The following is a 13,578-nucleotide window of genomic DNA, read 5'->3' on the forward strand; positions in this document are numbered from 1 at the left end:
AGGCACTTTGCAACACTATCTAGAGTGTTATTGCAAAGTGCCTTTTAAACATGAAAACTTATCTTTTGATTTTTCCCCGAGTTTTACAGATTCTCCCTTAACTCAGTAGCTGCTGTTCTTATCCTATATATTTTTTGATGTCCTCTTCTACCGTTCCGTTTCCGGCAATGCCAAAGGTATCTACCAGAACCTTCAGTACGGCTGGTGAACAGAAGGCTGGGAGCGTAGGACCCAGATGGATGTTCTTTACGCCCAGATGCAGCAGGGCAAGAAGTACGATGACAGCCTTCTGCTCGTACCAGGCAATATTGAAGAAGATAGGAAGTTCGTTGATGTCGCTGGCTCCAAAGATCTCCTTCAGCTTCAATGCCACAACCGCCCAGGAATAGGAGTCGTTGCACTGACCGGCATCCAGCACACGAGGAATGCCGTTGATGTCGCCCAGATTGAGCTTGTTGTACTTGAACTTGGCACAGCCGCTGGTGAGTATCACTACATCCTGAGGCAGCGCCTTGGCAAACTCCTCGTAGTAGTTGCGGCTCTTCATTCTGCCATCGCAGCCACTCATCACCACAAACTTGCGGATGGCTCCGCTCTTTACAGCTTCTACTATCTTGTCTGCCAGGGCAAAGACCTGAGCATGCGCAAAACCGCCGATGATCTCGCCTGTCTCTATCTCCCTAGGTGGCTGGCAGGTCTTGGCAAGCGCAATCACCTCGGAGAAGTCCTTGTGCCCGTCGGCACCCGCCTGGATATGCTTCCAGCCAGGGAAACCGGTAGAGTTGGTGGTGAAGACGCGGTTCCTGTAGCCTGCCGATGGCGATGGCGGTACGATGCAGTTGGTGGTGAAGACTACAGGACCGTTGAAGCTCTCGAATTCTTCCTTCTGTTTCCACCACGCATTGCCGTAGTTGCCCACCAGATGCTTGTACTTCTTGAGCTGCGGATAGTAGTGGGCAGGAAGCATCTCGCCATGTGTATAGACGTCGATGCCCGTGCCTTCGGTCTGGATGAGGAGATCTTCGATATCCTTCAGGTCGTGACCGGAGATGAGGATGCCCGGATTGCTGCCTGTGCCGATGTTCACTCTGGTGAGTTCCGGATTACCGTATGCCTGGGTGTTGGCCTTGTCGAGGAGTGCCATCACATCCACGCCGTACTTTCCTGTTTCGAGCACCACGCCCAGCAGCGTGTTCATATCAGCATCAGGGTTGCTGATGGTGGCGAGAGCACGGCAGATAAAGCTGATAATCTCGCTGTTCTCTTCTCCCAGATGGGCTGCGTGCTCGTAGTATGCTGCCATACCCTTCAGACCGAGCATGGTGAGTTCCTTGAGCGAGCGGATATCTGCATTCTCGTGGCGGAGCACGGATTCACGGGCGCCCTCTGCCTCATAGTCTGTCTTCTCGCCACCCCAGATTACCTCCTGATAGGCAGGGAGGTGGATATTCATGCTTGCTGCCTTTTGCAGCAGCTGTTTCTTCAGTACGATGCCCTTATCTACCTTTTGTAGGATATCCTGGTCGTTGAAGTTGGCGTTGGTAATGGTGGTGAAGAGTGCATCCGTGAGGAAATGGGTTACCTCTGGTGTCGGTTCTTCGCCTATGCTATGCTGTATGGTTCCTATGCCACGAACCACGCTGAGCAACAGATCCTGCCACTTGGAAGTTGTAGCCTCCTTACCGCAAACACCCTTGATGGTACAGCCTGTACCCTTAGCTGTTTCCTGACACTGGAAACAGAACATCTTGTTTTCTGCCATATTGCTATAAATTAATGAGTTATTTTAATGTTTTCTTCCAGGCGGCAATCTGCCATTCCTGGTTTCCGGCTGCAAAATTACGGCTTTAAAAATAATCCTACGGTAACAATTGTGACCGTAGGATATTAAAAAAACATAAAAAGAGTGTGGGGGAATGGATTTCTCCCTTCTTGAAGAGCATGATGATTAGATTGATGTCAACACTATCATATATTTATCCTTAAGGGAAAATAAAATTAGCCTTAAGGGAAAATAAATTTTGCCTTAAGACTAAATATATTCTGTCTTCTGATGGGCTATGCATAAGAGTGCATACCCGTGAGGAAATAGTTCACGCCGAAGTATGTCATGGCGATACTCAGGAAGGCTAGGGTGATGTAGATGTGATACACCAGCGGCTTGCGGAAAACCGGCAGACTCTGCGTATGCACTACTACGGCATAAATCATAAAGGTGATGAGCGCCCAAGTCTCCTTGCTGTCCCAACTCCAGTAGTTGCCCCAGCTCACGTTAGCCCAGATAGCACCGATAAAGATACCAAATCCCATGCAGGTGAGGGCAGGGTAGAGGAACACACGGCTCAATGCCTGGAGTTCTTCGCCATGAGAGCGCATGCAGATGCCCATGATGCCGCAGATAAATGTCAATGATAACAGAGCATAGCTCATCATAATGATGCTTACGTGCATACTCAGAAGAGGACTATTCAGTACAGGCATCATCTGTCCAATGGCAGGATCCATCTGGTTGATATGACTAACAAGCAGGAAGAAACCTGAGAGCAAGAAGCCGAATACCATCACCAGTCGGATTCTGAACTGCATGAAGATGGCTATCAGCATCACAAACCATGCCACGGTGAGCATACTCTCATAGCCATTCGACATCGGCACATTGCCACTGATAATCCATCTCAATACCAAACCGAAGGTCAGTGCCAAGAATGATACAACCAAAAGGATTGGCAAGGCGATGTCTAGGACCTTCACTTCTCTCTTCTTAGTCATGCGATAGATGGTGTAGAAGAGGGCAATGAAGCCCAATGTGAGGTTTGCCATGAAGAGAATGGTGGCAAAAGGAAAGGCATTATTGATGCGTTCTGCCTTATACTGGGTATTTGTTGGCAGCGAGTTACCACTACTTACCTCCTGATATTTCTTCATCTTGACGAAGAACTCATTTACACGGCTGATATTTCCTGCCTTTACATCACCATTCAGCAGAGAGAATACATTCCTGATATAGAGCGCATGCTGCTGCTCTACGGCTTGCGGCAACTTATCCACCGGTGAAAACCACGTGGTAGTACCCGCCTTGATGAAAGGATGATCCTTGGTAGCTTTCACATTCTTGGTGAAGGTGTAAGGAAGAACTTTCAATGAGATACCTTCTCGCAACTCCATGATGATTTGTATCTTGCCATCGATATCGGCGGCTTGCTGATGGAACTTGTCCTGCTGCCCATTGTAGTATTCCTGAACATACTGTCCGATGGTATAGCCACCCATTTCACGATTGAAGAAAGTATTGAGCGAAGCATAGTCTGGCAGATTCATCGCTGTTTTCATTTCTCCGCTCTTGATCTTGATGAAAGGCTCGTTTGCCCAAGTATTTCCATAGAACACCCAACCAGAGAGTACCTGTTCTGCAGTCAATCCCTGATAGCTCCTGGCTCCATATATCTTCTTGCAGAAATCGAGGGCAAAGGTCTGTACCTGACAGATGCGGTCGTTGTAGAGAATATGAAGCTCGCCAAACTTCTCTGCAGTTTCCTTTGGCAATACAGCATTTTGGAGATTGCCTGTTGCAGATTCTGCATGCAGTGTCTGTATATTGCCCATGCTGAGGATGAGTGCTGTTATCAAGGCTCCCTTCTTGAGCAAAGGACTCTTCAGTAGTTTGTGATAACCGCCCTTTGGGTCGAAGAGCATCCATACGAGGGAGATGAAGAGCAGCGCATAGCCAGTATAGGTGACTGGTATGCCGTATGGATCGGCATTGATAGCGAGCACGCTTCCCTTGCCGTCTTCATCGTAAGATGACTGATAAAGACGGTAAGACCGGTGGGAATAGATGTTGTTCATCGAAACTTTGCCTTCGCTCTTATCATCCCCATCCGTTACGGTGAATTTTGAAGAATAGTCAGCCACAGCGTTGGTACCATCATGCATCTTCGCTTCAAACTTCTTTAGGCAGAGCGAGAAAGGGAGTTTCTCTTCCTTCATACCCTGCTCTTCATCCTGAGCCATATAAGTATCTGTAGGCTGACCGATGCGCAGATGAATCATGCCCCGTTTAGCCGATATATGTGTGAGCAATGCCCCGGCAAGGATGATGATGAAGGAGAGATGGAGTGCCAGCGTAGAAGCGCACTTCACTTTTCTTTTGATGATATAGAACGCACCTAGGGCAGCGAGTACTGCCCAGATAAGAATGAACCACCATGCCCCATAGTAGTGGGCATGGGCATAATCCGTGCCCTGGCTTTTTTCCACGATGGTGGCGGCAGCCATGCATACGAGCACAAGGATGTAAAGAATGAATATAATCTTTTTAACCATACTTAGTTGGAATCTTGATAGAATTTCCGCTGCAAAATTACGATATTATTCGGAGACGAGCAAGATTTTATACGTATATTTAGAGGTTCTGATAAAAAAAAGCTGCCAAATGCTTTTGATAGCCTGGCAGCTTTTCTTATTTTTGTTTCTTCTTGTAATATCTTATGATTAGATAGAACGCAGGAACTTAACCACTGCATCACGATCGCTCTTCGATGCCTTGTAGAAGTTCATAGCTGAATTATAGGCATGACTCTTCTTGCTGTAGCAGTGCCACATGATGGCTTCCACCTCGTTGCGGGCACGACAGTCGTGCAAGCGGTCTTCTGCACCTGTGTTCAGATAGCTCAAGCCACGACCCCAGAGTGGAGTGGTGCGGCACCATGATCCGTGGATGTCGTTCATCATATAGAGCTTGTGCTGAACGAAGTCAGAATATGGATGGATGGTCTGGTTCTGATAACGAGGCAACTTCTTGTCTGCGAGATACTTGGATGTTACGTAGTTGTCATCGCCAGTCTTCCATGTTGGCTTGTGACAGCTGGCGCATCCCCAATTCATGAAGAGCTTCTTACCCTCCTGTACCTGAGGATCGTTCAGGTTGCGGGCACGAGGCACGGCAAGACCACGGTGCCATACCATGAAGGCATAGAAATCGTCCATGCTCTGTTCAGGCTTGAAGTTGTGCCATTGGTTGTCAAACTGGTTGGTTTTTGGATCCAACAGGTTTACTACTGCTTCCTTGATTCCCTCGTCAGTACCATCTGCATAATATGGAGAGGTAGGGTCCTTCTTGATGGCTGCAATCACATCCGTATTCTCTGACATTGCCTTTGCCCAAGGGGTCGTGGTATAGAGGCAAGGACGATCCTGACGGGTAACATTGGTGATGTTCCAGATAGCGTTAGCACCAGGACCATCCTGTAAACTACCACGGGTCAAGGCATAAGTGAAGCGCTTGACAATCTTTTTGTTCAATTCAGAGGTGTTTGGATCGAATGTGCTGCCATCTGCATGCACGCCACCAATAGCGTATTTGCTATCTCTACCAAATGTTGTATAGTATGCTCCGTCGGTAAAGTCATTCTTGTCGGCATCCCAAAATGATGGATTGATGTATTCTTTTACGTCAAGTCCAGCTTTCTTGAAGTAAGATGCCTCTGATGCATACTGTGCCTTGATAGCTTCGTTAGGAATGGCATCTACCAGTCCTGTACCACCAATACCGATGGTAGATTCCAATCTTACAGCTACTGTACCATTGCCGGTTTCGTATGGAGTAGGACTGGTGTTGAAGGCACTCTTAGGGATAGAAATCTCAGGATAAATCAAATCAAACTTTTCGCCATCAGGGAACTGCATGGATGGTATCTCTTCTGTTTCCATCTTGTTGACGTGCTCCCAACTCATATTGATTTTGCTCTCATCGATAGGTGGCAAGAATGGAGACTGTGCTTGTGTCTGAGGCATACCTGTAACCTCAGCTACATAGCCACCATCATTGCTGTTGGCACCATCTACAGGATGATAAACTACGAGCAGATAACCATTACCGTTACCATAGCGGGTTTCATACTGTGCCTTGCGCTTGCCATGACCATACTCTGGGTGGCAGTCAAAGCAAGATGAGCGTACAGAAGCAGGACCCAAGCCCTTGAAGGCACCGGTGTTCCATGAATACTGGCGCTCGAATATCTGCTCGCCGATAAAGAACTGCTTGAAGAGTTCTGGATCGTTATCTACGGCAGGGGTCTGGTCAGAGTAACTGCTGGAACCAGTGTTCTCTGTTGTCCCCAGCTTACCACCTGGATACCACTCATCTGCAGTAAAGTTACCCACTTCCTTACCTACGTATGCGGCATCTGTTTCCTGAATTTCAACTTTGTTGTCATCGTCAGAACAGCTAGCCATTGTCGTAGCCAAAGCCAGGGCGAACGACAGGTAGGCGTAATTCTTAAAATTCTTATTCATAATGTATTTTCTTTGTGATATATTATATTTAACCCAAATGACGTAGCTTCGCTTCTATTGAAGAAAGCAAAGCTACGTAATCCTTTATTCCTGTTGTTTCTGCTGTAATGGATAAATTACTTGGAAACCTTCAAGGCGCGGAACCAGGCACCCGCATTGTTCAACTCGTCGTCCAGGGTGTTGATCTTGTCGATGCAAGTCTTTACCTGAGCATTGGCTGGATCATCCACGAAGGCGATACCGCTCTTCTTGGCAGACTCCAATGCTGCGATAGCCTCATCAAGAGCTGTATTCAATGCGTTGTAGCCACTGTAGTTGTACTTCTTCATGATAGTCATCAATGAATTAGCAACAGGAGTTGTAGCAGTTACATGACGTGTACCATAGAGAGAGTTCTTGATAGAGTAGATGTTGTCCTGATAGTCGATGAATGAACGCTTGCTGTATGGTGACTCAATGTAGTCGCGAGATTCAGCTTCGCCATCCTCTGTTGTACCGCCATGACCGGTAGCTACACGGTAAGCCTGACCCAGCTTCTGGGTGTAAACCTCCTGGCAGATGCTTGAGCAGCCGCCTACGAATACATTCTCCAAGGTCTCCTGCCATGTAGGGAACCAAGCCTTGTCGCCTGTGGCATTGAGGAAGAACTGACCGTAACCGATACCTGCAGAAGAAAGGGCACCAGCACTCTCCTCCAGACCAGCAAGACCATCAACCACCCACTTGCAATTGGTTGTCAACCAAGAACCGAGGGTTGCATCACCATTCCAACCATACTGGAGGAGTGAAGTCATGTTGTAGATGTCGCCAGCTACAGCGGCAGCAAATGCCAACTCGTCGATACCCTTTACGGTGGTCATGCCCTCTTCTGTCTCGTTGTTGTTCAGCATGGCTGCAGTACGTGCGGCTCCATTACGGAAGAGTACGAACTCCAATCCGTGGAAACCGATTACAGAGTCGAAGTTCTTGTTCTCGGTATAGATAAACTGAGCTGGGTTTGAACCCTGGATTCCGGCGATGATGTTCTGGTTGTTGAGTGCCTCTACCATCTGGTCGTGGTCGAGTGGCCATGAGTCGATGTGTGGGTCAATCTCGTTGTTGGCTGCTGCACCATAGAGGAATGCCTCACTGCGCTCCCATTCACGACGAGCGTTCTTGAAAGCCTCGCAGGCATCGGTGATATCTGCATCGCTCAAGTTGCCAGCCTTGGCGTTGGCGTATGCCTTGTCGCATGCATCCTTCAGAACCTTAGCGTTGTCTCTCAAATCCTTGTAGGTAGGATTGATAATGTCGTTTACATAAGTGTTGGCAACTGCTGATAATTCTGTTGCTGGAACTACGTTACCCTCTGTTACTGGGCCATCATCATCGCTACAAGAAGCGAAACCCAAAGATAAGGTCATTGTTGCTACGAACAAGAATGCCTTCTGGAAAATCTTTTTCATGTTTCTTTGTTTTTTATGTTTGAATATGATAATTATTATTCTATGAAACGGCTCTTTTCACCTGGATTAGAGGAAGAAGCCCTGATAAGCGATGCCGATGTTCACGGCTGGCTCATTGTTGTACTTAGAGTGGAAGATGCGCTGGTTGTATTCAGCTTTCACACAGATTTGTGGGAGAGGGAAGTAGTTGATACCTGCTGCCACAATTTTGCGGTTGGTCCACTTGGCGGTGGTATTGTGAACGGATGAATCGTAATACTCGAAATGACCGAACACATACAGCTTCTGGTTGTTTTCACGCAACTTGGAAATCTGAGAGAAGACATCATAGCCTGCTTCCACCATGGTAGCGATGGCATGACTGCCGAAGTATTTGCCGCTGCCTGATTCATTAGGCTTGACGTTAGCCGTACCAGGATATACAATGCTGGTAATGGCTGTAGCATCGCTTACATAGCCATAATCCACGTTGCCTCTAATCTTCCAGTTGTACTTGTTGTAGGTGAAGTCGAAGGCACCTACATATACGTTTCCCTTGATGTTTTTGTGTTGGGTATCCTGTGGGGTGGTGTTGCCCATCGCCTTGCCGTAGTAACCGCTCAGTCCGATGCGCAGACCAGGAATACTGTAGTTATCTACACGGGCAGCAACGGCATATTTGTTGGCTACCTCAAACTCGTATGGACTCTTGGCACCGCCTTGAATCCAGTTGCTGCGACTGAAACGGTAGGCGTTCAAACCTGCCAGAAACTGTGCCTCGTAGCGGAACTTACCGCTCTTTCCCCAGAAACTGATACCAGTCTGGTGCCATGTGCAAGGAAGGATAGTGTTTTCGCCTTCTGGACGATAAACAGTAAAGAAGTTTAATGGCTCATGATAGGCATTGGTCAGACCCACAGGTACTACGATGTGACCCATCTTGATGTTGGCAGCTCTGCCGAAAGACTTCTGAATCCAGAACTGTTCCAGTTCTACCTCTCCACCTTTCTCCACTTCCTGCTCGTACTCGATAGCTTCCTCAGCCTCGTATTCGATAGACTGTCCGGTACCTCCGTGTTCAAATTCAATCTCAGTACCCATGGTCCATCCCTTTCCGAAGTCGTAACCCAAGTAGATTACTGCATGAGGAATGTCGAAGCGTCCGTGGTCAGGAGCGTTCTTATAAGCAGTAGCGTTAGAGTAGCGTTTGCCAGCGTCGCTGTAGAAGTTGCGGCTCATGGCAACCTCGCCATAACCACCCACGCTGAGGCGCTTGCCATTCACGTGCTGCATCACGCTGTCTGCAGCCACAGTTTGTGCACTTGCCGTTGCCAAACCGGCAACCAGGGCAGCGGACATCAATCCAATTCTTAAACTGTTCATCTTTAATATTTTGAAATTATTGTTATCGTATTATCCTTAATATAATAAAGAAAAGAGCGCGGATATCTGCTTGCGGTCTCGACACTTTAGAGGCCTAGTATCTCCTTAAAGCCATGAGGCATGATAAGGAATTACGCAGCTCTGCCGCTCGGGAGTGGCAATCATCACCGCGCTCTTTCTCGATTTCGGGTGCAAAGGTACGGAGTTTTAAAATATCTTGCAATACCTAAAAATCGGTAAACTGCGGCATCCCCATTTCTAGGTATTGCGAGTTTCGAAACTTTTTTGTATATTTGCACCCGAAATAGAAACATTATGAATGTTCTTGATACAAGGATGTTTTCATTTAAGGATAAAAGAAGATGAAAAATCAGAAGATGTATGAAGCTGACGACAAGATGATCAGCATCATTAGAGACAATTACAACATCTTGCAGAGCCTGGGCAGCTTCGGCATCAACCTGGGCTTTGGTGATAAAACTGTGCGCGAAGTTTGCGACGAGCAGAATGTGGATACTTATACATTTCTGGCTGTGGTAAACTTTACAATTAATGGTTACAAGGAGTATGACAATGCCGACCGTTTGTCGTTACCGACCTTATTGCATTATCTCAAGGCATCCCATGTCTATTATATTGATTTCCAGTTGCCTTTCATCCGTAAGGAACTCGTTGAGGCTTTGGATGAAAAGGATAATCTGGCACGCCTTATCCTCAAGCTTTATGATGATTATGCCCATAGTATCACTAATCATATGCGGTATGAAGAAAAGATGGTATTCCCTTATGTTCAGGCACTTATCGATGGTAATGCCAATGCAAACTTTGATATAGAAACCTTCTCGAAGCACCATGCTCAGGTAGATATGAAGTTAAAAGAGTTGAAGAGCATCATCATCAAGTATTTGCCTTCTGATGGCTTGCATAATAATCAGCTCAGCGCCACTCTTTATGATATATATAATAATGAGGAATGGCTCACCCATCACTCTGAGGTAGAGGAAGAAATCTTTATTCCTGCAGTAAGAAATGCAGAGCGTAAACTGAAGCAGAATGATGTGAGTGCCAAGATTTCGAGCATGATTAATCAGACTCCGATGAGTGACGAACAGTTGAGCGACCGTGAGAAAGATGTGATTGTTGCTTTGGTTCAGGGAATGACCAACAAGGAGATTGCCGATCACCTTTATATCTCCATCAACACGGTGATTACCCACCGCAGAAACATCGCCCGAAAGCTTCAGATTCACTCTCCTGCAGGTCTTACAATTTATGCCATCGTGAACAATTTGGTTGATATTTCTTCTGTAAAGCTGTAGTTTATCTGTGGAATATCAGTTTAAATAATGTTATTTTTTCTAAAATGATAGCGCCTTCCTCTCACATGAGGGGAAGGCGCTATCATTATATTTAGGTATGTGATGATTCTGCATCACTATTTATGGTGAAGGCTAGATCATATTGATGTCAACAAAACCATGCATCACAGCATAAATGGTGAGTGAAGACACACTTTTTAATCCCAGTTTTTCCTGTATTTTCTTGCGATGGGTAATCACAGTAGTCAGTCCGATACAGAGTTGGTCGGCTATCTCTTTGTTGATTTTCCCTTGTGCTACCAGAGATAATACCTCTATTTCTCTATCCGACAGAACTTTTTCCTGAGTGACAGGGGGCATGGCAGGGATATGCTCGCCATGAGGATGACCGGAATGCTGCAGGTTGAGAAGCTCTTTTATCAGGTATCCTTCTGGTACATTGACGCAGAGACAATGAAATTCTGCAAGTTGCGAATTGGGATCGTTGCTGGGTGTTAGAACGATCACGTGGCGGTTCCTGTTGCCCTGTGTGAAGAAGTAACGGTGTTCCAGTACAATGTGCATAGATACAAAGCTATGAACAAAGTGGTCTGGATTGTTTGCCTCGTACTGACGGAACGAACCGAAGGTCGAGATTTTCATCATGGGCATCACCGACTCAAGCAGTTGTCTGAGTCCCATTGCGGCGAGTGTATTGCTCTCTACTATTGCCATTTCCGGCATCTGTTTGCCAGCCATGGATTTCATCATTTCTTCATTCATCTCTGTTTATTTTACTTCTGCTAGTGATAGTTGGGTTATACTTATATCTTGTTTTTACAAGAATGGAGTGAGTACCTTTGCGGCAAACCATCCTTTGAATCTTTGCCAGCCCGTACGCCATTCTCTCCAGTTCTTCTCATTGAGTAAGAAACTGTCTTTCTTTTCCCCATCAAAGAGCTGTACCAGTTGTTGGGTAGTACAAGAATCCACAATCACTGCATTCTCTTCATAGTCCCAGCGCAGGCTTCGGGCATTGAGATTGGCACTGCCCACGGTACAGAACTTGCCGTCTACCATGATAATCTTGGTATGGTGGAAGCCCCGTGTGTACATCCAAACATTGCATCCTGCCTTCATCAGCTTGTGCGCATTATAGAAACCACAGTCAGGAGTCAGCGGAATGTCGCTCTTGGTAGAGAGCATGATTTCTACCTTTACTCCTCTTTTCACTGCATTCTTCAATGCCTTTTTAAGTTTATGACTCAAGGTAAAGTAGGGGCTGATAATCTTGATGCTGTCCTGTGCATCATTGATGGCATTCACATAAAAATATCGGATGATATCTTTTGTAATATGCGGTTCGCGGTTGATGATGCCGACCATCTTTCTGTAGGCTGTTGCTGTCGTATCTGGCTTGAGATTCTCTACCAGATAATCCTTCTTCTTATATCTCCAGAACTCAGTGCTGTGCACATTCTGTCCGCTCACCTTATTCCACATTTTGAGGAATATCTTCTGCAGGGTATTTACCTCACTGCCATCGATGCGACAGTGCATATCGTGCCATTCTCCTACAACCTTCGTACCTTTTATATAGTAATCGGCTACGTTCATACCGCCCGTATAGGCTATCTGCCCATCGATGACAACGATTTTACGGTGATCACGGTTGAAGATTGCATGTACCCATGGAAACTTCAGGGGCTTGTATTCATAAATCTCTATACCATTGGCACGGATTTTCTTGAGATGTCTCTTTCGAAGAGGCTTATTGTTGGAAGAGTTTCCGAAACCATCATATAAGGCTCTCACCTTCACACCCTCCTTGACTTTCTGAGCTAGCAGGTCGAAGAGGAGGGAGGCGATGCTGTCGTTGCGAAAGTTAAAGTATTCCAGGTGTACACTATGTTTAGCCTGTCGGATTGCCTGGAACATATCATCAAACTTTTCCTGACCATTCATCAGTAGGGTCACGGAATTATCGTGAGAAAAACTCACACCTTTCCCACGAAGCTGATTTACAATCAGTGAATCGCTGGTCTGTGCGCTGCACAGCGAACTGACCAGCATCAGTGTTATCGTTGTTATTATCTCTCTGAGTCTCATGTCAACTCCTAATAATCTATTTGCTATAAATTATTAATTATAAATTGTTAATTAAAATCACACCATGCAGGCATAGTGGTCTACGATACCTTTCAGATGATTATCCTTGTCTACAACCAGTACCGTATGCACCTTATACTTGTGCATGATGCGCTGAATCTCCGAAATCTTCGTCTTCGGAGTCACCATTTTCGGAGTGGTGGTCATGATGTCGCTTACAGTCTTGTTAAAGAATTCTGCCTGCCATTTCTCCATGGCGCGTCGGATATCACCATCGGTAATAAGTCCGATAACGTGGTTGTCTTCATCCAATGAGATACCCAATCCCAGTTTGCCCTTGCTTACGTGGATGATAGCCTCGCCCAGGTGCATTTCCTTAGGAATGATAGGCATATCATCGCTGCGCATCACATCTTCTGCTGTGGTCAGCAGTCGTTTGCCTAATTCTCCACCAGGATGGAACTGTGCAAAGTCACGAGGCTTGAAGTGGCGTACCTGCATCAGGGCGATAGCCAGTGCATCACCCATAGCCAATGCTGCAGTAGTACTGCTGGTAGGGGCGAGGTTCAGCGGACAAGCCTCCTTCTTTACCTTTACGGTGATATGATGGTTGGAGTATTTTGCCAGCAGAGAATCTGGATTTCCGGTGATGGAAATGATAGGAATATTCATGTGGAGTACCATCGGGATGAAACGAAGCAGTTCATCGGTCTGACCGCTGTTACTCAGTGCCAGAACCACATCCTTGTCGGTCATCACACCTAAGTCGCCGTGATAGACATCCAGTGGATTGATGTAGAAGGCTGGTGTGCCTGTAGAGGCAAGTGTAGCGGCAATCTTGGCACCTACGTGTCCACTCTTGCCCACACCTGTAACGATAATCTTGCCTTGGCAATGATACATCATGTCTACAGCTTTCTCAAAGTTGTCGTCCAGATAAGGTATCTGGTCGAGGATGGCCTGCGCCTCGTCTCTAAGAGCCTGTTCGCCATAACCGCGAACAATCTTATCATCTATATTGTTATTTTTATCGGTCATTTCTAAATCATTTGAATTGGCTTTCCATTCGT

At 46.4% G+C, this 13,578-nt stretch carries 9 protein-coding genes; 1 reads left to right on the forward strand and 8 read right to left on the reverse strand.

All coding sequences use genetic code 11. From position 1 onward, the window contains the following. Positions 1-118: 118 nt before the first annotated feature. From hcp to ONT19_RS01895, 5 genes are all read right to left on the reverse strand, one after another. Positions 119-1,762, reverse strand: coding sequence for a hydroxylamine reductase (hcp, locus tag ONT19_RS01875; RefSeq protein WP_117727107.1), 1,644 nt, complete (start codon positions 1,760-1,762; stop codon positions 119-121). Positions 1,763-2,058: 296 nt separating this feature from the next. Next, on the reverse strand, positions 2,059-4,323 hold the full coding sequence (ccsA, locus tag ONT19_RS01880) for a cytochrome c biogenesis protein CcsA (protein WP_264952424.1): 2,265 nt from the start codon (positions 4,321-4,323) through the stop codon (positions 2,059-2,061). A gap of 168 nt (positions 4,324-4,491) precedes the next feature. Further along, entirely contained in the window at positions 4,492-6,294 is a 1,803-nt protein-coding gene (locus tag ONT19_RS01885) for a di-heme oxidoredictase family protein (RefSeq protein WP_264952423.1), read from the reverse strand. Between the two features lie 116 nt (positions 6,295-6,410). Next, positions 6,411-7,739 (reverse strand): imelysin family protein, encoded by a 1,329-nt coding sequence (locus ONT19_RS01890; protein ID WP_153088440.1) that lies wholly within the window; start codon positions 7,737-7,739, stop codon positions 6,411-6,413. Positions 7,740-7,805: 66 nt separating this feature from the next. Further along, positions 7,806-9,101 (reverse strand): hypothetical protein, encoded by a 1,296-nt coding sequence (locus ONT19_RS01895; RefSeq protein ID WP_264952422.1) that lies wholly within the window; start codon positions 9,099-9,101, stop codon positions 7,806-7,808. A 362-nt stretch (positions 9,102-9,463) separates the two neighbouring features. Between ONT19_RS01895 and ONT19_RS01900 the strand changes: the two genes are divergently transcribed. After that, a complete protein-coding gene (locus tag ONT19_RS01900) occupies positions 9,464-10,420 on the forward strand; it encodes a LuxR C-terminal-related transcriptional regulator (protein ID WP_264952421.1) in 957 nt (318 codons plus the stop codon). 132 nt (positions 10,421-10,552) lie between these two features. Here the strand turns inward: ONT19_RS01900 and ONT19_RS01905 are convergent, their stop codons facing one another. The 3 genes from ONT19_RS01905 to ONT19_RS01915 all read right to left on the reverse strand — a co-directional run bounded on the left by ONT19_RS01905 (position 10,553) and on the right by ONT19_RS01915 (position 13,546). Continuing rightward, a complete protein-coding gene (locus ONT19_RS01905; RefSeq protein ID WP_264964874.1) occupies positions 10,553-11,170 on the reverse strand; it encodes a response regulator transcription factor in 618 nt (205 codons plus the stop codon). Between the two features lie 66 nt (positions 11,171-11,236). Further along, on the reverse strand, positions 11,237-12,508 hold the full coding sequence (gene cls / locus ONT19_RS01910; protein ID WP_117727100.1) for a cardiolipin synthase: 1,272 nt from the start codon (positions 12,506-12,508) through the stop codon (positions 11,237-11,239). A 57-nt stretch (positions 12,509-12,565) separates the two neighbouring features. Next, positions 12,566-13,546: a KpsF/GutQ family sugar-phosphate isomerase gene (locus ONT19_RS01915; protein ID WP_117692157.1), complete on the reverse strand. Its 981-nt coding sequence runs from the start codon at positions 13,544-13,546 to the stop codon at positions 12,566-12,568. Between the last annotated feature and the right edge of the window lie 32 nt (positions 13,547-13,578).

Origin of the sequence: Segatella copri, from assembly GCF_026015625.1 — a bacterium.
Lineage (GTDB): Bacteria > Bacteroidota > Bacteroidia > Bacteroidales > Bacteroidaceae > Prevotella > Prevotella copri_H.